10 protein-coding genes and 1 pseudogene are annotated in these 24,200 nt (G+C 69.2%); 4 read left to right on the top strand and 7 right to left on the bottom strand.

The window, feature by feature from the left end:
- The first annotated feature begins 15 nt into the window (after positions 1-15).
- Both pks13 and SHTP_RS25715 read left to right on the top strand, forming a co-directional pair.
- A complete protein-coding gene (gene pks13 / locus SHTP_RS25720; protein ID WP_096372182.1) occupies positions 16-5,367 on the top strand; it encodes a polyketide synthase Pks13 in 5,352 nt (1,783 codons plus the stop codon).
- Positions 5,367-6,947, top strand: coding sequence for an acyl-CoA carboxylase subunit beta (locus SHTP_RS25715; protein WP_012396866.1), 1,581 nt, complete (start codon positions 5,367-5,369; stop codon positions 6,945-6,947). The genes pks13 and SHTP_RS25715 overlap by 1 nt, the downstream gene beginning before the upstream one ends.
- A gap of 29 nt (positions 6,948-6,976) precedes the next feature.
- On the opposite strand, the pseudogene SHTP_RS29935 reads toward SHTP_RS25715, so the two are convergent.
- Positions 6,977-11,571: pseudogene (locus SHTP_RS29935) on the bottom strand (PE family protein).
- Positions 11,572-11,883: 312 nt separating this feature from the next.
- On the opposite strand from SHTP_RS29935, the gene SHTP_RS25705 reads away from it, so the two are divergent.
- The gene (locus tag SHTP_RS25705; RefSeq protein WP_420873051.1) at positions 11,884-13,086 is read left to right on the top strand and encodes an ISAs1-like element IS2404/ISMul1 family transposase; all 1,203 of its coding nucleotides are present in this window, start codon (positions 11,884-11,886) and stop codon (positions 13,084-13,086) included.
- Here the strand turns inward: SHTP_RS25705 and SHTP_RS25700 are convergent.
- From SHTP_RS25700 to SHTP_RS29525, 3 genes are read right to left on the bottom strand one after another with little or no spacing between them, the layout of a single operon-like run.
- Entirely contained in the window at positions 13,072-14,877 is a 1,806-nt protein-coding gene (locus SHTP_RS25700) for an acyl-CoA dehydrogenase family protein (RefSeq protein WP_096372180.1), read from the bottom strand. The two genes, SHTP_RS25705 and SHTP_RS25700, sit on opposite strands and share 15 nt — an antisense overlap.
- Positions 14,878-14,929: 52 nt before the next feature.
- Positions 14,930-15,436, bottom strand: coding sequence for a hypothetical protein (locus SHTP_RS25695; protein WP_096372179.1), 507 nt, complete (start codon positions 15,434-15,436; stop codon positions 14,930-14,932).
- Positions 15,400-15,828, bottom strand: coding sequence for a hypothetical protein (locus SHTP_RS29525; RefSeq protein ID WP_231991679.1), 429 nt, complete (start codon positions 15,826-15,828; stop codon positions 15,400-15,402). Before SHTP_RS29525 ends, SHTP_RS25695 begins: the two co-directional genes overlap by 37 nt.
- Before the next feature lie 142 nt (positions 15,829-15,970).
- Between SHTP_RS29525 and SHTP_RS29520 the strand changes: the two genes are divergently transcribed.
- On the top strand, positions 15,971-16,117 hold the full coding sequence (locus tag SHTP_RS29520; RefSeq protein WP_231991678.1) for a hypothetical protein: 147 nt from the start codon (positions 15,971-15,973) through the stop codon (positions 16,115-16,117).
- A gap of 120 nt (positions 16,118-16,237) precedes the next feature.
- On the opposite strand, the gene SHTP_RS25685 is transcribed toward SHTP_RS29520, so the two are convergent.
- The 3 genes from SHTP_RS25685 to SHTP_RS25675 form a co-directional block, all read right to left on the bottom strand.
- Positions 16,238-17,383: an MBL fold metallo-hydrolase gene (locus tag SHTP_RS25685; protein WP_420866639.1), complete on the bottom strand. Its 1,146-nt coding sequence runs from the start codon at positions 17,381-17,383 to the stop codon at positions 16,238-16,240.
- A gap of 65 nt (positions 17,384-17,448) precedes the next feature.
- The gene (gene embB / locus SHTP_RS25680) at positions 17,449-20,676 is read right to left on the bottom strand and encodes an arabinosyltransferase EmbB (RefSeq protein ID WP_096372178.1); all 3,228 of its coding nucleotides are present in this window, start codon (positions 20,674-20,676) and stop codon (positions 17,449-17,451) included.
- Entirely contained in the window at positions 20,673-24,014 is a 3,342-nt protein-coding gene (locus SHTP_RS25675; RefSeq protein ID WP_096372177.1) for an arabinosyltransferase domain-containing protein, read from the bottom strand. Before SHTP_RS25675 ends, embB begins: the two co-directional genes overlap by 4 nt.
- Positions 24,015-24,200 lie beyond the last annotated feature (186 nt).

Below are 24,200 nucleotides of genomic sequence, written 5' to 3'. Positions count from 1 at the left end.
TAAGCAAAGGTAGCCATGGCTGACACAGACCAACCTCAGTCGAACGAGGACGCGCAAGCCAACAAGTCCGATATGACGGTCCCCGAGATGCGGCAGTGGCTGCGCAACTGGGTGGGCAAGGCGGTCGGGAAGTCGCCGGACTCCATCGACGAGTCGGTGCCGATGGTCGAGCTCGGTTTGTCGTCACGGGATGCGGTGGCCATGGCCGCCGACATCGAAGACATGACCGGCGTCACGCTGTCGGTCGCGGTTGCCTTCCAGCATCCGACCATCGAGTCGCTGGCCACTCGCATCATCGAGGGTGAGCCCGAAGTCGCCGACGACGGCATCGATAACATCGACTGGACGCGCAACGGCCCGGCCGAGCGGGTCGACATCGCGATTGTGGGTCTGGCGACCCGGCTGCCCGGCGAGATGAACAGCCCGGAGGAAACCTGGCGGGCGCTGCTGGAGGGCCGCGACGCGATCACCGACCTGCCCGAGGGGCGCTGGTCGGAATTTCTGGAAGAGCCGCGGATCGCCGAGCGGGTCGCAAACGCCCGCACTCGCGGCGGCTACCTCAGCGACATCAAAGGCTTCGACTCCGAGTTCTTCGCGGTGGCCAAGACCGAAGCCGACAACATCGACCCGCAGCAGCGGATGGCGCTGGAGCTGACCTGGGAGGCGCTCGAGCACGCCCGCATCCCACCGTCGAGCCTGCGTGGCGGCCCGGTCGGCGTCTACGTCGGCGTCTCCAACAACGACTACAGCTTCTTGGCGGTGTCGGACCCGACCATCGCCCACCCGTATGCGATCACCGGCACCGCGACGTCGATCATCGCCAACCGGGTGTCCTACTTCTACGACTTCCGCGGGCCTTCGGTGGCGATCGACACCGCGTGCTCGAGCTCGCTGGTGGCAGTCCACCAGGGCGTGCAAGCGCTGCGCAACGGTGAGGCCGATGTGGTCGTGGCCGGCGGGGTGAACGCGCTGGTCACCCCCATGGTGACGCTTGGTTTCGATGAGATCGGCGCGGTGCTGGCCCCGGACGGCCGGATCAAGTCGTTTTCGGCCGACGCCGACGGGTACACCCGCTCCGAGGGTGCCGGCATGCTGGTGCTCAAGCGCGTCGATGACGCCCGCCGCGACGGCGACCAGATCCTGGCCGTCATCGCCGGCAGCGCGGTCAACCACGACGGACGGTCCAACGGCCTGATCGCGCCGAACCAGGACGCCCAGGCCGACGTGTTGCGCCGGGCCTACAAGGACGCGGGCATCGACCCGCGCAACGTCGACTACATCGAGGCGCACGGCACCGGAACCATCCTGGGTGACCCGATCGAGGCCGAGGCGCTCGGCCGGGTGGTCGGCAAGGGGCGTCCGGCGGATCGGCCCGCCTTGCTCGGTGCGGTCAAGACCAACATCGGACACCTGGAGTCGGCCGCCGGTGCGGCCAGCATGGCCAAGGTGGTGCTGGCGCTGCAGCATGACAAGCTGCCGCCGTCGATCAACTTCGCCGGACCCAGCCCCTACATCGACTTCGACGCGATGCGCCTGAAGGTGGTCGACGCGGCCACCGACTGGCCGCGATACGGCGGCTATGCGCTGGCCGGGGTGTCGAGCTTCGGATTCGGCGGCGCCAACGCCCACGTGGTGGTGCGCGAGGTACTGCCGCGCGACGTCATCGAGCGCGAACCCGATCCCGAGTCGGCGCCGGCCGCACCCGCGCAGGCCGGCGAGTCCGAGGCGGCGAGCGCCGAAGGCCACGCACTGCGCTTCGACGAGTACGGCGAGATCATCACCGACGCGCCCAGCTACGGGCAAGCCGAAGAGGCGGAGCCCGAGCTGCCCGGGGTCACCGAGGAAGCGCTGCGGCTCAAGGAAGTCGCGCTGGAAGAGCTCGCGGCCAAGGAAGAGCCCGAAGGGCCCACCAAGCCCCTGATTCCGCTCGCGGTTTCGGCGTTTTTGACCTCGCGTAAGAAGGCCGCCGCCGCCGAATTGGCGGACTGGATGGAAAGCCCCGAAGGCCAGGCGTCCTCGCTGGAGTCGATCGGCCGCTCGCTGTCGCGGCGCAACCACGGCCGGTCCCGCGCGGTGGTGCTGGCCCACGACCATGAAGAGGCCATCAAGGGCCTGCGCGCGGTCGCCGAGGGCAAGCAGCGTCCCGGCGTGTTCAGCGTCGACGGTCCGGTGACCAACGGCCCGGTGTGGGTGTTGGCCGGGTTCGGCGCGCAGCACCGCAAGATGGGCAAGAGCCTCTACCTGCGCAACCCGGTATTCGCCGAGTGGATCGAGAAGGTCGACGCGCTGGTCCAGGACGAGCTGGGCTACTCGGTGCTCGAGCTGATTCTGGACGACTCGCAGGACTACGGCATCGAGACCACGCAGGTCACCATCTTCGCGATCCAGATCGCGCTCGGTGAGCTGCTCAAGCACCACGGCGCCAAGCCCGCCGCGGTGGTCGGCCAGTCGTTGGGCGAGGCCGCGTCGGCCTACTTCGCCGGCGGTCTGTCGCTGCGCGACGCCACCCGGGCGATCTGCTCGCGCTCGCACCTGATGGGCGAGGGCGAGGCGATGCTGTTCGGCGAGTACATCCGGTTGATGGCGCTGGTGGAGTACTCCGCCGACGAGATCAAGACGGTGTTCTCCGACTTCCCCGATCTGGAGGTGTGTGTCTACGCGGCACCCACCCAGACCGTCATCGGCGGCCCGCCCGAGCAGGTCGACGCGATCATCGCCCGCGCGGAATCCGAGGGCAAGTTCGCCCGCAAGTTCCAGACCAAGGGCGCCAGCCACACTCAGCAGATGGACCCGCTGCTGGGCGAACTCGCCGCGGAGCTGCAGGGCATCAAGCCGATGAGCCCGACCGCCGGCATCTTCTCGACCGTGCACGAGGGCAGCTACGTCAAACCCGGCAGTGACCCCATCCACGATGTCGACTACTGGAAGAAGGGCCTGCGCCACAGCGTCTACTTCACCCACGGCATCCGCAACGCGGTCGACAGCGGGCACACCACCTTCCTGGAGCTGGCACCCAACCCCGTCGCGCTGATGCAGGTTGGTCTGACCACGGCCTCGGCCGGTCTGCATGACGCCCAGCTGATTCCGACACTGGCCCGCAAGCAAGACGAAGTCGAGTCGATGATTTCGACGCTGGCGCAGCTCTACGTGCACGGCCACGACCTGGACATGCGCACCCTGTTCCAGGGGCCGGCCGGGCCGGCGGACTACGCGATCATTCCGCCCACCCGATTCAAGCGCAAAGAGCACTGGTTGGACGCAAAGTTCTCCGGTGATGCGTCGGTGATCATGCCGGGTAACCATGTCGCCTTGCCCGATGGCCGGCACGTCTGGGAATTCGCCCCGCGCGAGGCCACCGATCTGGCCGCACTGGTCAGAGCCGCTGCCACGCAGGTGCTTCCGGACGCCCGGCTCAGCGCTGCCGAGCAGCGCGCGTTGCCCGGCGAGGGCGCGCGGCTGGTGACGACCCTGGCCCGCCATCCCGGCGGCGCGTCGGTTCAGGTGCACGCCCGCATCGATGAATCGTTCACCCTCGTCTATGACGCCCTGGTCGCCCGGGGCGGCCAGGACGCGGTGTTGCCGGCCGCGGTCGGCGCGGGTACCGCCGTTGCGGCGGCTGTCGACGGTGCCGTCGATGCCGTGGCACCGTCCGCGGACGCGACCGAGGAATCCGACGCGGAGACGCTGACGGACAGCCTGACCAACCGCTACATGCCGAGCGGCATGGGCAGATGGACTCCGGATACCGGCGAAACCATCGCCGATCGCCTGGGCCTGATCGTCGGATCGGCCATGGGCTATGAGCCCGAGGACCTGCCCTGGGAGGTGCCGCTGATCGAGCTGGGCCTGGACTCGTTGATGGCCGTGCGGATCAAGAACCGTGTGGAGTACGACTTCGACCTGCCGCCCATCCAGTTGACGGCGGTGCGTGACGCCAACCTCTACAACGTGGAGAAGCTGATCGAATACGCGGTCGAACACCGCGATGAGGTCGAGCAGCTACACGAACACCAGAAGACCCAGACGGCCGAGGAAATCGCCAGGGCGCAGGCGGAGCTGATGCACGCCAAGCACGACTCCGCGCCGGCTCCCGCCGCGGAGGCGGAGGCCGAGGCGCCGGAGTCGGAGGCGGCCGCCCCGCCGGCGTCGGACGTGCCGCTGCCGCCGCCGCCCACCAACCCGGCCGGCCCGTCCCCCAGCGGGCAGTCCAGTTCGACGCCCGACCTCAAGGGCGCCGCCGATGCGCTCAACCAGGAAGCGGTCGCCAAGGCGCTGAACGCCGACGTGCCGCCGCGTGATGCCGCCGAGCGTGTCGTCTTCGCTACCTGGGCGATCGTCACCGGCAAGTCCGCGGGGGGCATCTTCAACCCGCTGCCCAAGCTGGACAAGGACAAGGCCGCCAAGATGGCACAGCGCCTGTCCGAGCGGGCGGAAGGTTCCATCACCACCGAGGACGTATTGAGTTCGCAGAACATCGAGGCGCTGGCCGAGAAGGTGCGCGGATACCTGGAGGCGGGCACCATCGACGGGTTTGTGCGCACCCTGCGGCCCCGCCCCGAGGGCAGCTCCAAGGTGCCGGTGTTCGTGTTCCACCCGGCCGGTGGTTCGACGGTGGTCTACGAGCCGCTGCTGAACCGGTTGCCGGCGGACACGCCGATGTACGGCTTCGAGCGGGTCGAGGGATCCATCGAAGAGCGGGCGGCCCAATACGTGCCGAAGCTGATCGAGATGCAGGGCGACGGGCCTTACATCCTGGTCGGCTGGTCGCTGGGTGGCGTGCTGGCCTACGCGTGCGCGATCGGGCTGAAGCGCCTGGGCAAAGACGTCCGGTTTGTCGGTCTGATCGACGCGGTGCGGGCGGGGGAGGAGATCCCCCAGACCAAGGAAGAGATCCGCAAGCGCTGGGACCGCTACGCCAAGTTCGCCCAGAAGACGTTCAACGTCACCGTTCCGGCGATCCCGTACGAGCATCTCGAGGAGCTCGACGACGAAGGTCAGGTCCGGTTCGTTCTCGAAGCCGTCAGCCAGAGCGGGGTGGAGATCCCGGCCGGCATCATCGAGCACCAACGCACCTCGTACCTGGACAACCGGGCGATCGACACCGCCGAGATCCACCCGTACGACGGGCATGTCACCCTCTACATGGCCGATCGCTACCATGACGACGCGATCATGTTCGAGCCGCGGTATGCCGTTCGCCAGCCGGACGGCGGCTGGGGCGAGTATGTTTCCGACCTCGAGGTCGTGCCGATCGGTGGCGAGCACATCCAGGCCATCGACGAGCCGATCATCGCCAAGGTCGGCGAACACATGAGCCGCGCTGTGGACAACATCAAGGCTGAACCGACCAGTGAGGTAGGCAAGTAGTGACGGATACAGCTCCAGGCCCAGCTCCTGTGGTGCACTCCACTGCCGAGAAGCTCGCGGAACTGCGGGAACGCCTGGAGCTGGCCAAAGAACCCGGCGGTGAGAAGGCCGCTGCCAAGCGTGACAAGAAGGGCATTCCGAGCGCCCGCGCCCGGGTGCACGCGCTGGTGGACCCGGGCACCTTCTTCGAGACCGGTGCGCTGTGCAAGACCCCGGGTGACCCGGGCGCGCTGTACGGCGATGGGGTGGTCACCGGGCACGCCATGATCGACGGCCGGCCGGTCGGGGTGTTCTCCCACGACCAGACCGTGTTTCAGGGCTCGGTCGGTGAGATGTTCGGCCGCAAGGTGGCCCGCCTGATGGAGTGGTGCTCGATGGTCGGTTGCCCGATCATCGGCATCAACGATTCCGCCGGTGCCCGTATTCAAGACACGGCGACCTCGCTGGCGTGGTACGCCGAGCTGGGCCGGCGCCACGAGATCTTGTCCGGCCAGGTACCGCAGATCTCCATCATCCTCGGCAAATGTGCTGGGGGAGCGGTGTATTCGCCGATCCAGACGGACCTGGTGGTCGCCGTGCGCGACCAGGGCTACATGTTCGTCACCGGGCCCGACGTGATCAAAGACGTCACCGGCGAGGACGTCAGCCTCGACGAATTGGGCGGCGCCGACTCGCAGGCCCGCTACGGCAACATCCACCAGGTGGTGGAGGACGAGGCCGCCGCATTCCAGTACGTGCGGGACTTCCTGTCATTCCTGCCATCGGACTGCTTTGGCGACCCGCCGGTGGTCAACCCCGGGCTGGAGCCCGAAATCACCCCGAGTGACCTCGAGCTCGACTCGATCGTGCCGGACTCGGACAACACCGCCTACGACATGCACGAGATTCTGCTGCGGATCTTCGACGATGGGGATTTCCTCGACGTCGCCGCGCAGGCGGGCCAGGCGATCATCACCGGTTACGCGCGCGTCGACGGACGCCCGGTGGGGGTGGTGGCCAACCAGCCGATGCACATGTCCGGCGCCATCGACAACGAAGCCTCCGACAAGGCCGCACGATTCGTCCGGTTCTGCGACGCGTTCAAGATCCCGCTGGTCTTTGTGGTGGACACACCCGGCTTCCTGCCGGGGGCCGAGCAGGAGAAGAACGGGATCATCAAGCGCGGTGGGCGGTTCCTGTACGCCGTGGTGGAAGCCGACGTGCCGAAGGTGACGATCACCATCCGCAAGTCCTACGGCGGTGCGTACGCGGTGATGGGCTCCAAGCAGCTGACCGCGGACTTCAACTTCGCCTGGCCGACCGCGCGCATCGCGGTGATCGGTGCCGACGGTGCCGCGCAGTTGCTGATGAAGCGTTTCCCGGATCCGACCACGCCCGAGGCCCAGAAGATCAAGCGTGACTTCATCGAGGGCTACAACCTGAACATGGCGATCCCGTGGATCGCCGCCGAGCGCGGGTTCATCGACGCCGTCGTCGACCCACACCAGACCCGGCTGCTGCTGCGCAAGTCCATGCACCTGCTGCGGGACAAGCAGCTGTGGTGGCGGGTGGGCCGCAAGCACGGCCTGATCCCGGTCTAGCGAGTACCGCCCCCCAGTAGCTCGCCCGGCTAGGGCGAGCCCGGTCCGCCGTCGCCGCCGTCGCCGCCGGCGCCACCGGTAGTGCCGGAAGGAAGGCTGCCCGGGACGCCCGCGATGCCGATGGTGCCACCGGTGCCGGGAAGGCCGCTCTGTCCGACGCCGCCGGTCCGTCCGGTTCCGCCGTCGCCGCCGTCGCCACCGAAGCCGCCCTCGAAGGCGCCATCGCCGCCCGTGCCGCCAGTTCCCCCCTGGCCGCCTTGGCCACCGTCACCGCCGGTACCCAGTGCGCTGTCACCGCCGGTGCCGCCGAGGCCGCCCTGGCCGCCGTCGCCACCACCGCCGAACAATCCGCCACTACCGGACACGCCGCCGTCGCCGGCTTGACCACCCTCACCGCCCTGGCCGCCGGTGTCGGCTCCGCCGCCGTCATCGACCCCTCCGGCGCCGCCCTGGCCACCGCTACCGCCATCTCCGCCGTCCCCGCCCAAGCCGTTGGTGGCGCCGGCGACGGCGTCGCCCCCATCGCCGGCCTGGCCGCCGGCGCCGCCTTGACCGCCGGTGGAGCCGTCAGCGCCAGCGGGGCCGATAGCACCGGCGCCGCCTAGGTCGCCGTTCCCGCCATCGCCGCCGGAGCCCGCGGAACTGCCGATGGTGGTGGTGGCGCCGCCTTTGCCGCCGTCGCCGCCGTCGCCGCCCATTCCCGCGGTACCGGCAGTGCCGCCGGAGCCACCCGAGCCCACCGCGCCGTCGCTGCCTCCCACGCCGCCGAAGCCGCCGGCGCCTGCGGCGTCGCTGCCGTCGTCGTCGTAGCCGTTGCCACCTTGGCCTCCCGTGCCGCCCGCGCCCCCGGCTCCGCCGCTGCCGTTGGTCGCGCCGGCGACGGCACTGCCGCCGCTACCGCCGTCGCCGCCGTGACCGCCTTGGCCGCCGCGACCGCCGGGACGGTCGGCGGGGCCATCGATGCCATCGCCGCCGGTGCCGCCGGTGCCGCCCGCCCCGGCGGTGTGACCACTGACGGCGGTGGCGCCTCCTTGGCCACCCGCGCCGCCGTCGCCGCCGTCGCCCGCGAAGCCGATGCCGCCGGTGGCGACGATGCCGCCGGTGCTGGCCGCGCCGCTCTGACCGCCCAGGCCGCCGACGCCGCCGCTCCCACCGGCGCCGGCATTGTCGCTGCCATCGTCGGCGCCGCCGCCACCACCCTGGCCACCGGTCCCGCCGATACCGCCCTGGCCGCCGTAGCCATTAGTCGCGCCGGCGACGGCATCCCCGCCCTGGCCGCCGGTGCCTCCCGCGCCGCCCTGGCCACCGTCGTAGCCATTGCCGCCGGCCGGGCCGGCGCCACCATCGGCACCTTGGCCGCCGCCGCCGGCGTTGCCGCCGTAGCCAGCATGATGACCGCTGATGGTGGTCGCACCGCCCTTGCCGCCGTCACCACCGGTACCGCCGGTGCCCGCGGCGCCCGCGGTGCCGCCGTCACCTCCGGTGTCGGCCGCTCCGCCGCCGCCGGTGCCGCCTTCGCCACCGTTGCCACCGACACCTGCGTTGTTGGCGCCGTCGTCGTCGTAGCCCTGCCCGCCCTTGGCCCCCGCGCCGCACTGACCGCCGACGCCGCCGCTGCCGTTGGTTGCGCCGGCGACGGCATCGCCGCCAGTACCTCCGTCACCCCCGGTGCCGCCGAAACCGCCGGTGGACCCGGCGGCGCCGGGAACGCCGGTGTCGGCAGCAGCGCCGCCTTCACCACCTTGACCGCCGCTCCCGCCGGTACCTGCGGTGTGCCCGACGATGGTGGTGGCACCGCCTTCGCCGCCGGCACCCCCGTCACCACCGTGGCCCGCGGTGCCGGGGAATGCCAAGCCCACCGTGCCGCCGCTGCCGGTCGCACCGGCCGCGCCCCCGGTGCCTCCAGCGCCGCCGGCACCGCCGGTGCCGGCATTGTCGCCGCCGTCATCGGTGCCGCCGGCGCCTCCTTGGCCTCCTTGGCCGCCGTAGCCACCGGTGCCGCCGCTGCCATTGGTTGCTCCGGCCACGGCGTCGCGGCCGTCGCCGCCGGCGCCTCCTTGGCCGCCCTGCCCACCGTCGGAGCCGCTGCCACCGGCAGGGCCGGCGGCGCCGCCGCCTCCTTGGCCGCCATAGCCGCCATTGCCGCCCCAGCCGGCGGTGTGCCCGGCGGTGGTGGTGTCGCCGCCCCGGCCGCCACCGCCACCGGTGCCGCCGGTACCCGCGGTGCCCGCGGTGCCGCCGAGACCGGCCGTGCCCGCGGCGCCGGCGGTACCGCCGTCACCGCCGTTGCCGCCGTTGCCTTCGGGGCCGGCGTCACCACCTTGACCGCCGGTACCCTCTTGACCGCCCATACCGCCCTGACCGTTGTATGAGCCGGAGACGGCGTCGCCGCCGTTGCCGCCGAGACCGCCCGCACCGCCCTTGCCGCCGCTACTGGCCGCATCGGCCAGACCATCGCCGCCGTCGCCACCCTGGCCGCCGACTCCGCCGGCCCCGGCGGTATGACCGATGGTGGTGGTGGCACCGCCATCGCCGCCGGTACCGCCGTCTCCGCCGGTGCCCGCACTGCCCGCGCCGCTACCCGCGCCGGCGCGGGCGCCGGCGCCACCCCCTTGACCGCCTTGACCGCCCATCCCGCCGTTGCCGCCGGCGCCGGCATTGTTACTGCCGTCGTCGACGTAGCCGGTACCACCTTGGCCGCCGGCCCCACCGTCGCCACCCGCGCCGCCATGGCCGTTGTATGCGCCGGAGACGGCGTCGCCGCCGGCACCACCGGTACCGCCCGCACCGCCTTGCCCGCCGTCGTACCCGTCGCCGCCGGTCAGGCCGGACAACCCGGCGCCGCCCTGGCCGCCCTGGCCGCCAAAGCCGGCGGAATTGCCGCTGGTGGTGGTGGCGCCGCCCTGGCCACCGGCACCTCCGGCTCCGCCGTTGCCCGCCATCCCCACGGTGCCGCCGGTGCCGGTCGCACCAGGCACCCCGCCCTGGCCGCCTTGGCCGCCGTCGCCGCCGGTGGTGGCGTTGTTGCCGCCGTCGTCGGTGTAACCCACGCCTCCTTGGCCGCCGGCCCCGCCGGTGCCGCCGTCGCCACCGCTGCCGTTGGTTCCGCCATTGCCGCCGCCGCCGGTGCCGCCATCCCCGCCGGCCCCGCCATCACCGCCCGCAAAGCCGGTAGAGCCGAACTGGGCCGGGGCACCCTGAGCGCCGGCCCCGCCGGTGCCGCCGTTACCCGCGGCGCCGCCGGTGCTGTACGCGCCCACGGTGCCGCCGCTTCCGCCGGTGCCGGCCAGTCCTGCGGTGCCGGCGTCGCCACCGTCACCTCCCATGCCACCGGCTCCGCCGGAGACGTAGTAGTCCCCGACGTTGCCGTCGGCGCCGTTGCCGGCGTTGCCGCCGTGGCCTGCGTTGCCGCCGGATCCATTGGTGCCGCCGGTGGTGTTGCCGCCGGTTCCGCCGTCGCCGCCGTTGCCGCCGGCGAAGCCGTTGCCGCCGTCGGCGCCGGCGCCGATACCGGCCACGCCGATGTCTCCGTCGGCACCGCTGCCGCCGTTGCCACCGTGACCGCCGTTGCCCGCCGAACCCGCGACACCGGCGCTCCCCAAGAATGCGGTAGCACCTGCGGCCCCACCGGTGCCAGCGTCGCCGCCCGCCCCGCCAGCACCACCGGCCCCACCGCCGGTGCTGTAGCCGATGCCGCTGCCGCCGGCCCCACCGAGGCCACCTGTTCCGCCGCTGCCACCTGTTCCGCCGCTGCCGGCCGCGCCGCCCAACCATGCGTTGTTGGCGCCGCCAGCCCCGCCGTCAGCGCCGATACCACCAGCTGACCCGTCGGTGCCGGCCCCGCCGGCCCCGCCGATGCCGCCGGCGCCACCGGCACCGGCACTTCCCCAAAGCGACAACAGCTGGCTATTTGCGCCACCGGCGCCACCGGCACCCCCGTCGCCGCCGAGCCCGCCGGCTACCCCGATTCCACCGGCCCCCCAGCACCCCCGGCCCCGCCAGAAGCGCCGCCGGACGGGCCCCAGCCGCCGCCGAGCAGCCCGTTGGCCCCGCCGGAGCCGCCGTTGCCCCCGGCCCCGCCAGCCACACCGGTACCCCCGGCTCCGCCATTGCCGCCGCGTCCCCACAATCCAGCCGAACCGCCGGCACCGCCATTGCCGCCGGGTGCTCCAGAACCGCCGTTGCCACCGTTGCCGATCAGCCAGCCGCCATCGCCACCGTTTTGCCCGGTGCCGGGCGCCCCATCGGCACCGTCGCCGAACAGCGGACGTGCGGTCAGCGCTTGGCTGGGCGCATTGATCGCCGCGAGGACGTTCTGTTCGAGCGTTTGCAGGGGAGAGGCATTCACAGCCTCGGCAGCCGCGTAGGCGGCGCCGGCCCTGGTCAACGAATGCACGAATTCGGCGTGCAGGTGGGCAGCCTGGGTGCTGACCATTTGGTATTCCCGGGCGCTGGCGGAAAACAGCGACGCGATGGCCGTGGATACCTCGTCTTCGGCAGCGGCCAGCAGCCCGGTGGTCCGGGCCAGCGCCGCGGAATTGGCGGCGCCAAGAGCCGAGCCGATATTGGTCAAATCCGATGCCGCCGCCGCGAGCATGTCTGGCGTCGCGATCACATACGACATCCCGTGTCCCCTTACCCCAAGCGTGATGCGTTGGCGTTTACGGTCGCGCTAATTCGCCGCGGACCAATAGGGACTTTCGTCTCTACTTGGGAGTTGGTCGGTTCGGCCGCCCCGCGGGCATGGGCCAGGCCGATCAGGCGGTCGCCAGCGCCCCCGCCACGAGGTCACCCAGGGCTCCGGCGTTGTTGATTAGCAGGCTTGTGAGCTGGGTTGATGATCTTTGATGCCGCGCTATTGGGGCCGGAGTGTAGGCACGGGCTATCTGGAGAACGATCGAGTTGGTTACTGTTCGTCGTTGGTCTGGAGTTGCCCGTGCCTACCGTTTCAGTATTGCCTGTGTCGTCGGTTCCAGAGGTGTTCGACCGCTGGAGTCCTGGTGAGCGCAGCGAGCTCATCGGATCGGAGTTTCTCGATGTGTTGGCCTCGGTGCCAGACCCGAGGGACCCACGCGGTCGGAGGTATTCGCTGATGGCTTTGTTGGCGATCGCGGTTCTGGCCACTGCCGCGGGGATGCGCGGCTATGCTGGTTTTGCCACATGGGCGGCCACCGCTCCCGATGATGTGTTGGCCCAATTAGGGGTCCGGTTCCGGCGGCCCAGTGAGAAGACCTTCCGCGCTGTTTTGTCTCGGCTAGACCCCGCCGACCTCAACGCCAGGATGGGCAGTTACTTCACTGCACACGTGGCCAGCAGCGACCCCAGCGGATTGGTGCCGATCGCGTTGGACGGCAAGATGCTGCGTGGTGCTTTACGCGCCAAAGCGACAGCCACGCATCTCGTGTCGGTGTTCGCCCACCGTGCCCGATTGGTGCTCGGTCAACTCGCTGTCGCCGAGAAAAGCAATGAAATTCCCTGCGTACGTGCCCTGCTCACGCTGCTGCCGGGTAGCTTGCGGTGGCTGGTCACCGTGGATGCGATGCATACCCAGGTCGTCACCGCGAAGTTGATCTGCGCCACCTTGAAGTCGCACTACCTGATGATCGTCAAGTCCAACCAAGCCAAAATACTTGCGCGTATCACCGCGCTGCCCTGGGCCGAGGTGCCCGCAGCCGCTACCGACGACTCCCGCGGCCACGGCCGTGTCGAGACCCGCACCCTGCAAATCATCACCGCTGCACGAGGAATCGGCTTCCCCTACGCAAAACAAATCATCCGGATCACTCGTGAACGCTTGATCACCGCCACCGACCAGCGCAGCGTGGAGGTGGTCTATGCCATCTGCAGCCTGCCGTTCGAGCACGCCCGCCCTACCGCGATCATGACCTGGATGCGTCAACACTGGGGAATCGAGAACAGCCTGCACTGGATACGCGACGTCACCTTCGGCGAAGACCGTCAAAGGGCACATACCGGAAACGGCGCACAGGTCCTAGCAACGCTACGCAACACCGCGATCAATCTGCACCGCCTCAACGGCGCCGACAACATCGCCGAAGCCTGCCGGATCACCGCTTTGACCGCCAACCGCCGCCTAGACCTCCTCAATCCACAATTCCGCAGCTCACAAGCCTGCTAAACAACAACGCCGGAGCCCTGCGAGGTCACCGAACCGATCCAGGGCCTCTCCGGAGTCGGCGTCGATGCCGCGCAGCGGCCCACGATCAGCCAGATACCGTTCCGCGTAGAGCCGGGCGACCAGCGTCGCGCGGTCGGTGCCGTTGACCTCGCGCTCCCAGGCGGCCCGCTCGATGAGCAGCGCCCCCGCGTAGACGCCGCCCATGAACTGGGTCAGCGGAAAAAGCCGCGCCTCACCAAGGCGCCTGTCGAGCTTGGTCCATGCCGTGATTGCCGCGTCGAGATCGTCGATGCGGGCCTCGACCAGTCGCGTGGTGTCGTCGTGGTCGGCGACCGATACCGCGTCACGCAGTCGGGCCAGCAGCGTCTCGTGGGCGCTGGTCTGTTCGATACCCCGCCGTACGTCCAGGCACAGGATGTTGTCCGGGCCCTCCCAGATCGTGTTGACTTGCGCGTCGCGCAGCAGGCGGGCCACCGGCCAGTTCTCGACGTAGCCGTTGCCGCCGTGGATCTCGATCGCATCCGAGGCGGCGCTGATCCCGAGCCGGCAGACCTTGAGCTTGGTAACCGGAACGGCGATGCGCTGGCGGATGGTCCTGGGCTGGCGGTGGTTGGCCACTCCGAGGCCGTCGAACACCAACGTCTGGGCGGCTTCGACGTCGACGATCAGCTCGGCGAGCTTGCGGCGCATCAGCGGCTTATCGATGAGTGCGCCGCCGAAGGCCCGGCGCTGGCGGGCATAGCACAGCGATTCGACCAAGGCGCGGCGCGCGTTACCCAGCGCGAACGACGCGATGCCCAGCCGGGCCGCGTTGGTCAGCTCCATCATCCGGGCCAGGCCGCGCCCGCCAGACGGGCCGGCTTGAGATTGCGGGCCGGATGGCTCCTCGGACAACAGGAAGGCCTCGGCGTCGACGAATTCCACCTCGCCGGAGGCGACCGATCGGGTGCCGAGCTTGTCCTTGACGCGTCGGACCCGTACGCCATTGCGCGATCCGTCCCGGCGGGTGCGCAGCACCAGGAAATTCGCGACCCCTCGGGTGGTGTCGGGAGCGCCCTCGGGTTTGGCCAGCACGACGAAGGCCTGCCCGGCGCAGTTGGACGCGAACCACTTGAAGCCGTTGAGCCGCCAGGAGTCCCCATCGCGGGTGGCCGTCGTCTCCAGCGCGCCCAGATCCGAGCCGCCGGTGCGCTCGGTCAACAACTGGGCGGTCTCGCCGGCCCACTCGCCGGAGTCGAACTTGGCCAGGACGTGATCGCGCACGTCGGCCGGCGCGAAGGCGGCCACCAGCGACTGCACCATCCCGGCACCGGTACCCAGCGCGCAGCCCATGCCGATGTCGGCCTGGTTGAGCAGATAGTTGGCCGCAAACAGTGCCACGGTCGGTCGCATCCCGGCACCTCGCGCCTCATCACGCAATGCCGCCTGGGCATGCAGGACGGCGCGCTTGGACTGGGTGAAGGATGCCGGCATGACGATCCGGCTGACGTCGTGGCCCCAGCGGTCGTAGCGCTGCAGGCGCGGGGGGTCGCGGTCGGTTTCCTCGGCCCACCGCGCCACCGCACCACCCATCAGCTCGCCGGTGCGGATCAGGTGCGGTTCGACGACCGCCAGCTCGTCGGGTTGCAGGTAGTACGCCACGGTCGATCGCAACGTGGGGTCGGTCAGGTACCAGTTGAGGCCCACAGCCCCGCGATAGCTCTCCGTTTGGTAGCGCTGGGCCTTCTCGGGCGTCGAGAAGGGCAACCGGTCGACGCCCTCCGTCTCGTACTCGCCGTCGCGCTGGCTCATGACGCGACGGTATTACACCTGTGCTGCCGGGTGAAGGCGTTGCGCCGGGTGCTCAGGGAGCGCGCGGCAGGTCTCGCGACGCCGCCGCTTCGTGCTGGCTGGGCCCGCTGGCCGCCGGCGCCCAGCCGACATAGGTCAGATAGAGCCCGAGCAGCGCGAAGACGATGCAAAGACTCACCCACACGGCTTGCGCACCGATCATGCTGTTGGCCGCCGAAACAAACGCCTTGGGGAACGCCAGTAGCAGCACCCCGCGCAGCGTGACGATCCAGACCAGCACCGACACGATGATCGCCGCTGCACCGTGCCAGTACTGGTGACCGGCCACCATCACCAGCCCCAGCACCAGCACCAGCACAAAGGCGCCGGTGACCCATGTCCACAGGGAATTCGCCTCGAATTGCGACAGCAGGTTCTGCATGTCGGAGGCGCGGGCCACCGCCGTGACATCGACGATGACAAGCAGTGGACCCAATACCCGGCAAAACATCCGGGTCCTGGCCTGCGAATCCAGTGAGACGCTCATGGCTGTACCTCCTTTGACCACATTGGCCGCCATTGGCGCATCACCTCCATCGGATCACCACAACACGCTGCGGCGATAGGGTACGAAGTCCCGTTTTTGCCGGCAGATCCGTCGGTGCGGCCCCGGGCGGGCCCGATGCCCGCTAGAATCGAAGCCAGAAAGTCGGAGGTGTAGACCTCGGCGGGGTCCTGGGAAAAACTGCTCGGACGTTGCACCAGCACCCAGACCCCCGTGGCACCCGGACGGATGGCGTTTCGAATGGTCACCGTCCCCGCGCCGGACCCGTCGAGGTCCAGTCCGGTGAAGGCGGTGTCCGGCGCGCCGGGGCCGCAAGGGGCCGACGACGGGCGGGGCGCCTGAATCAGGCCGACGTCATAGTGCATGCCTGGTAGCGCGGTGTTCACCAGATGCACCTCGGCGATCACCGTGGAACCGGCCGTGCGGATGAGGGCCGAGCCGGTGCCGGTGGGGCCTGGCGGCACCTGGGGCGCGAAAGCGGTGATGCTGAAGTCGCAGTGTCGCCCAGCCGCCCGTAACCCAACCCGAGTAGCGCCTCCAGGATCCGGAATGGCACCCGCGGTGCCCGCCGAAAAAGCTGCCGCCGCAGAGATTGCCAGTGTGATTGCCGTGGACACCATCAATATCCGTACCAGCCTGCGCATCAGCCCCGCCGTCTATGTGCGTTTGATTTGCCCGCCCGAACTGGGATATTGACCGGATCGCTGACGCTGAAACCTCACCGATGGCACCTACCGGGTGACCACGAATCGAAAATGGCTCGGCAACAAGGCTCGACCGCCCGCAGCTCACGCAACGCCGTCATGGGTTAGCGGATCACAGGGCGAAGATTTGCCCGTCCTTGGCGACTGTGGTTCTGCCCGAGTAGTTCTGGTTGATCTTGTCGAGCCATTGGGAATCGGGCAGGTCGTCGGGTGCGTAGTGACTCAGGATCAGATGCTTCGGTTTGACCACTGCGGCTACCTCGCCGACCTGCTCGGCGGAGGTGTGTGACTTGGGCAGATAGTCCGGCGGGAAGACGTTGCCGTAGTAGGCGGTATCGAGGCTGAACATCGCTTCGTGGACCAGGATGTCGGTGCCGTTCGCCAGCGCAACGAGGTTGTCGGATTTGGTGGTGTCGCCGGAGAAGGTAATGGACACAGCGGGGTTCTTCACGTCGAAGCGGAAGGCGAATGCGGGATAGACGTCGTAGTGGGGCACCAGCGTCGTGGTGACCGATACGTTGTCGTCCGATATCACGGGGAACGGGCTGACCTTCGGCGCTGTGTTGCGATAGTCCGACCCCGCCGGCACCGGGATTTCGATGACCTTGGCCAGATCCTGAACGTTATCGATGCCGTAGTCGCGGATGAAGATGTTGCTGCTGTAGGCGAAGGCCTGGTGCAGCGCTTCAGTGGTCGCGGCCAGCCCTGGCGTCGGGTTGGCGGGATTGACGGTGGCGGGATTCGGGTTGCCGATTTCGCTTGGCGGCAATCCGCCGGCTGGACCGGGACCATAAACCGGGATCGGCGCCCGCCCGGGCGGGGCTTGGAAGCCGCCGGAGAGGAAGAAGCTGTAGTAGTCGACGATGTGGTCGGTGTGTAAGTGGGTGATGAAGATCGCCTTGAGGTCATTGAACTGCAGGCCCGCGTTGGTGAACGCGTTCAGCGAGCCCAAGCCGCAATCGATCAGATAGAGATCGCCGCCGATTTTCAGCACCGACGAGATTCCGATCTTATTGGGCGTTGGCGGCGGGCCCGCGGCGACCCCGAGAGTGATCAGCGCATTTTCGGGCAACGCGGCCGGGCTGGGCGGCGCCGGCGACTCGCCCGGACCGCAGGCCGACGTGGCCAAAACGCCTGCGCCGACGACGGCTAACCCCGCCGCGGTCAGGGCGGACCGCCGTGAAGAGACCGCGGCCACTATCGATGCGCCACTGTGGTCGCACGCCTGGTGCATACCGTGCAGCTTAGGTTGCGTCATGGCCGAGGCCGCCGGTCCGAAGAGCGGTGTGCGACTCACTTCCACGAACCGGTCCTTCGCGGCAGCTACGGACCGATGCGGATCTTGCCCGGCGACCACAACCCGCTGTGCGTCGCGGTGCCCAAGTCGAGCTGTGCGGGCGGCGCATCGACCAGGGTCTCGAACTGACGCAGTGACCCCCAGTCGCGCGCCCAGTCGCGGGACAGATAAGTCGCCATGACATGGGCCCGCAGCAGCAGGTCGGTGATACCGAGCAGACCGCCATTGACGCCGTCCTCCCAGGTGTCGGTGTCCAGCTTCTTGGCGTTGTAGTCCGGCGTGATACGGAACTTCGGGATCTCGGTGACGCCGTTGACGTGCAACATCGGCTGCTGGCAGGGGAACGCCAGCCCGACCGCCCAGTCCAGCAGCACCGGTTGCGTCGAACCGACGTACTCCTGCAACGAGCGCAGGTCCGGCACCCGCGGCGGGGTCAGCGCGATCCAGTCCTCCGGTGTCAGCGACAGGTCCTCGGCCACCACACGGACTGCGACGGCGTCGGCCGGCATCTTGTCGCGGGCAAAGCGCAGATTGCGCCAGGCCTTGGGCTGCTCGCCGAACAGGTCGTCAGGCATCATCCGTCCGGCGGCCACCAGCGGGCCGGGACCGGGCTTGGCGTACTCGAGCACCACGGTCTGTCCGGGGGTGTAGCCGTGCAGCACACTGTTTCCGGCGATCTTGCCCGCGGCGGTCACCACCACCAGGGGGTGCCCATCGTCGGGCTTGGGCAGCTGGTACCACGCCGAAGTGAGTTTGCTTTGCTGCTGTGACCCGGTGGCATAGGTACCCGCGAGCGGAACCCGCGCCGGGTCGAGCTGGTAGGGCAGCGGCACGGTGGACCCGTTGATACCCGGGGTCTTCAGCTTCACCGGCTGATCCCAGTCGTAGTCGGTTCCGGGCTGGTTCGGCTTCATGACCATCGCCTCGGCGACGGTGTGGTCGGGGACCCCGTTGGGGGAGAACCCGACCGGGTTCACCCCGCCCAGCGGTCCCAGCGGGCCGTAGTCGCCGGGCAGCGGCGTCATGAAACCCGCGTTGGTGTCCGGCTCGACGAGCACGTCATCGGCCAGGCCGCAGCCGCCGGTAAAGGCCCGCAGGTTGGCCCAGCCATTGGAGTAGGTGGGGTATTGCCGGAGAATCCCGATACCCATCGATGCGACGAACACCACCGCCATGAAGCCGGCCGCGATGGGAACCGGCGCCGTGGTGAGCGCGCGGGTCAGCCGGCCTTCACCGCTGCCGCGCGGGGCGAAGTGTAGCCAGGCCGCGTACAGCACGGCGAGCGCGAACAGCACGAAAAATATGGTGCTGACCGTGATTCCGGCGATCTTGGGCATCGCGCTGTTGAACGGCACCCCGTAGCTGGAGACATACCACCACCCGTTGGTGGTGGCCCAGCACAACGCCAGGGTGAACAGCAGCGCCGCCAGGAATGCCATCCGGTTGCGCGACCAGCGCAGCACCGTTGGAGACACCAATACCGTCGTCAGCGCCGCCATCGCCGCTCCCACCGCGGCGAACAGCCCAAAGTGGTGCACCCACTTGGTGGGGGTGAACATCAGGAAGAACATGGTGCCGAAGATGACGCCCATCAGGCGCCACGCGGGTCCGCGCGCCACGCCTGCGACGCGCTTGCGCCGCAGCATGATGAACACCGCTGTGAACAGGCACAGCGCGGTAATCAGGAAGCCGAACCGGCGCGATAGCGACCCGTCGACGGTGGGCAGGATCAGGTAGTAGTACCGCAGGTTCTCGGTGTACCAGGCCTGGCTCGGCCCGATCTTGCCGCGCACCCGGGTGGCTTCGAACACCGTCGACAGGGTCTGGTCGGCGAACACCACGGTCAGGATGATGGTGCCGGCCGCCAGCATCGGCGACAGCAACGGCAACGTGCCGACCTGGCGCCGGCGTTTGACCAGGATCCGCAGGATGGGGCGGCCACCGGCCACCAGCGCGGCCACCGCGATCAGCCCGGTCGGTTGCACACCGAGGGTGAACGCGGCGGAGATGATCGCCAGCGCCGCCGGTGTCAGCCGGCCGTAACGCATCGACCGCTCGATCAACACGTAGGTGACCAGCGAGCCCAGCGCGATGATGCCTTCGGGACGCAGTCCGTTGTTGAATGGCATCCACGCGGTCAGCAGCACCATCGCCGCGGCCCAGTTGGCGGGTTTGCTGGCCGCGACCGCCGGCCCCAACCGGGGCAGCACCTCGCGCGACAGCAACAGCCAGCACACCAGCCCGGCGAACAGGTCGGGCAACCGCATCCAGATGCTGGCGTCGCTGACGTGGGTCATCAGCGCAAGGAGGTTGTAGTACCAGCCGAACGGGTCCTCGGGGCTGCCGAACCAGCGGAAATAGTTGGACATGTAGCCGGCGTGATCGGCGACCCGGGCCATGCCGAGGATGTAGCCGTCGTCGGACGAGTTCGCCCCGATGACATGCCACAGCAGGAATCCGAATATCACCGCCGCGTCGACCAGGGTGAAGGTGCGCCAGTTAGCCGGGAACAGGCTGCGTAGCCGGCGCCCGTCCAGTCGGTCGAGGCGCCAGAGCGCGATCAGCGCGACGGTGGTGGCCAGGATCGCACCGATGATCGCCAGCAACTTCAGCGTGGTGGGTGTGGTGGAGAACCGGGTGTCGATGGTGGCCGAGAGCCGCAGCCCGTCCGGCGCGGGTCCGGTCAGATCGGTGAAGACCCCGACGATCTGAGGGCGCAGGTTGGGATCCGGGTAGCCACTGCGTAGCGGGGCGCCGGAGGGATCCTTGAGGCCGACAAAGGTGGCGAAGGTACCGGCATGCGTCGAGCTGATCTCGATGCGCTCGCATTGCGGGGAATCCACCTGCTCGCGTGGCACCGACAGGATCACCACGTTGCGGTCGGTGACGTTGACGCGCTTGCTGTTGACGACGACGAACAGCGCCTGCAGGTTGGCGTCCTTGCCCTGCTTGGGTGCGGCGCCCAGCACCACCCCGCCCTTGGCGGGCATGTCGCGCACCACGCTGCAGGGCACCGAGGCCGTCAGATTCACCGGCGTCAGCGAAATCAGCGGCGCGGTCACGCTGTTCAGCTGCCCGTTTTGCGGCCAGTTGAGCATCGCGGTGGTCTGCACGACCGGCAACAGCGGGGTGGCCACCGAGAGCACGAAGCCGATCAGGCCCGCGATCGTGGCTACCCATCGGGTCACCCGCACCTCACGGGCGCTAGCGGTGGTGGCGGCGGTGGCCTGTTCGGTTTCGTTCGTGACGCTCATGGCAGCGCCCTAATCGGTCTCTGGCGACTCCAGCCGGGCAATGTGATCACACCCTCTTGCACAACGGCCTCCGGCGCCTGATCGGCCGGCACCAAGCGGTAATACTGCTCCACCGATCCCCAGTCGCGATGCCAGTCACCGCGCAGGTAGGTGGCGATGGTCGAGGTTCGCAGCAGCGCCTGGGTGAACAGGAACGGCCCACCGGTCGGGCCGGCCTGCCACAGGTTCGACGACGCCGCGGTCTGCTTGTGGTCAGGCAGGATGCGGTACTGCGGCAGTTCGGCGATGCCGAGGTGCTCGGAGAACGGCCGCTGGCACGGGAAGTTGGCTGCGGTCGCAATGTCCATCAACACCGGGGTCTTCGATCCGATCAACTGCTGCAGGGTTTCCAAAACCGGCACCCGGGGCGGGGTGAAGGCGAACCACTGTTCGGGACTCAGGTTTGGGTCGTAGGCGACGATGCGCGCCACGTTGGCCTCCGGCGGGGCCCAGGCCAGCGGGAAGCGCAGGTTGCGCCACGCCGGTTGTGGCCCGATGTCGATCGGGAATACCTGCCCCAGCGGCTGCGTGGTGCCGTCGGGGCGAGTGACGCCCCACTCCAGTTTCAGGGACTGCCCGTAGATAAAGTCGCCGTCCTCTTTGTAGGACCAGATGGCCCCGGCCGCGGTGACCACGACCAGCGGCTGGGCGGCGATGTTGGCCTTCCAATCGCCGGGCAACTGGTACCAGGACGAGGTCGCCGTGGCGGCCAGCGAGTTCTCCCCGTAACTGCCCATCACCGGGATACGGGCCGGGTCCAGTCCGAACGGCAGCGCCGCGTGGGATCCGTTGATGCCGGCCGGGCCCTTGCCGCCGGCGGTGCCGGCGGAGTCGCTGATGGCGGCGTTGGGCTTGTTGGGCGATGCGTCGGAGTTGACCAGGCCGGGCTTGCTGACCACCGGGTCGGACTTGAGGTCTTCGCCGACCCCTTCCGGCTTGAACCCGAACGGGTTGATGCCGCCCAGCGGTCCGCCCGGCCCGAAGGTCTGCCCCGGAAGTGGTTGCAGCATCCCGGCATTGGGATCGGGCTCGGCCAGCACGTCATCGGCCATAGCGCAGCTGTTCGGGGATAGCCCCGACGTCAGGGCGGCCAGGTTGGCCTTGCCGGTGGTGTAGAGCGGGTAGCGGAAAACCGCGGCCTTGGCCATCGAGCCGACTTCGCCCAGGACCATGATGCCCGCGACCACCAGTAGCGGGGTGGAGGCCAGCACGCGGTTGCGCCGGTTGTCCTTGACTTCGGTGTGCCCGGCGTAGTCCATCCGGAAGTGGTACCAGGCGGCCAGCAGCCCGGTCAGGATCGACAGGGTCAGGAACATCGAGGTCACCGGATGGCTGGCGATCACCGGCTGAATGTCGTACCAGGGCACCCCGTAATTGCCGACGTAGAACCACCCGTTGATGCCCGAGGTAGCCCACGCCAGCACGAACAACAGGGCGGTCACGTAGAGCGTGAGGTTGCGTCGGCTGTGCAGGCCGATCCGGGCGAAGCTGAATGCCATCACCGCCCCCAGCGCACCGGCCAGCCCGGCGAAGGCGCCGAACTGCACGGCCCACTTGGTCGGCGTGAAGGTCAGCAGCAGCAGACCAACCGCGGTGGTGCCGATCAGTCGCCAGGCCGGGCCGCGGGCCAAACCGCCCACCCAGCCCCGCCGCAGCAGCACCACCAGTGAGCCGAACAGGCAGAGCAGCAGCACCAGCACGGCGAAGCGCCTGGTCATCGACCCGTCAATGTTGGTTTCGACGGTCAGGAAGTAGTAGCGCAGGAAGTCCTGGTACCACGCGATGGTCGGGCCGACCTTGTACTTGATCCGCGCCGCCTCGGCCACGGTGGCCAGCGTCTGGTTGCGGAACACCACGACGGTGATCAGCGACAGCGATGCGGCCAGGACGGCGAGCGGGGCCAGCAGCCCGTCGGTGCCGCGGCGCTTACGGATGATCCCGGCGATGACGCGCGCCCCGGTCAGCAGCGCGGCCACCGCGATCAAACCTTGCGGTGCCAGCGTCGCGGTGAGCATCGCGACGATGATCGCGATCGCGGCCGAAGCCAGCCGGCTCAGCGCGATGGCGCGTTCCACCAGTGCCCAGGTGACCAGCACGCCAAGGGCGATCAGCGGCTCGGGGCGCAGGCCGTTGTTGAATGGCAGCCAGGCGGCCACGAAGACCGCGCCGGCGGTGAACACGGCCACCCGATTGGCGGCCAGGCCGTTCTTGCCGGGGCCGAGCCGGCGCAGCACGAAACGGCTGATGAGCAGCCAGCAGGCGATGCCGGCCAGGGTGGCGGGCAACCGCATCCAGACGCTGGCGGTGCTGATCTGGGCCAGGTGTGCCAGCAGCTCGTGATACCAGTCGAAGGGGGCCTCGGTGGGCCCGAAGTATCGGTAGTAGTTGGCCACGTAGCCGGCCTGGGGTGCGATCCGGGCGATGGTCAGGTCGTAGCCGTCGTCGGAGGAAAGGGCTCCGATCACATGCCAGAGCAGCAGCGTGGCGATCACCGCGGCGTCGGTGAGCCAGGTTGCGAACCCGACGCGCCAGCGCGACAGCCGGGGCAGCCGCGGCCGGTACCTGGAGAGCCAGGCGATGGGGGAGCGCCAGTCGCGCAGCGCGTCACCGCCGCGGCTGAGCCGGTCCAGGGCGGCCAAGGCCACGATGGCGCCCAGGACCGCGATCGCACCGAGGATCATGGCGATGGTCTTGGTGACCGTGGGCGCGGTGATGAATCGGGTGTCGACGTCGATGCGCGCCGACAACCCCGGTTGGGCCTGGACCTTCAAGTCGGTGAAGATGCCACCGACTTGAGGCTTCTTCTCCGGGGGCAGGGTGCCCGCGGCACCGGGAATGCCGGCGAAATCCGCGTGTGCGCCGGTGGCGTCGGCCCAGATGTGCAGCGCGCTGCACCGGCCCTCGGCGATCGCGGCGCGCGGTGCCACCGCGGCCACCGTGTCGCGGAATGCGACCACGGCCGAGTCCTTGACAGCGCGGACGAACAGCCCGTTCTTGCCGGTATCCACGCCCCCGGCGGGGAGGGTGGACAGCACCAGACCGCCGTTGGCGGGCAGGGTGGCGATCGCCGCGCAAGGCAGTGAAATGTCCAATGCGCGCGGCGCGCCGGACACCAGTGGGGCGGTGATCTGGCTGATGTCGCCGTCCGCGGAGGCGCCCTGGGGCCACAGGATCGTCGCCGTCGTCTGCTTCACCGGAAGGAGCGGAACCAAGGCGCACAGGACCAGCCCGGCGACTCCCAAGACGACGGCTGCTAACCGGGCGATCCGCTGAGATCGCTCATTACCGTCGAGGGACACGATGGTCGATCGTAGGCGACGCGGCTTAGCGCGGTGAGGACGCGGGGCCGCAAAGCGGCTCCGGGGAGGGCCCGGACCGGCGGATCCAGCGCCGTCAGGACGCGCCGCCGCAAAGCGATTCCGGCGCCGTGGCGAAGGGTCGGACAGGCGGATTGGGTGCGGCGCGGCCGCGAGTCCGCAAAGCGG

The sequence above is a fragment of the Mycobacterium ulcerans subsp. shinshuense genome (assembly GCF_002355775.1).
Taxonomy (GTDB): domain Bacteria; phylum Actinomycetota; class Actinomycetes; order Mycobacteriales; family Mycobacteriaceae; genus Mycobacterium; species Mycobacterium marinum.
This window is presented reverse-complemented; position numbering and strand designations above follow the sequence as displayed.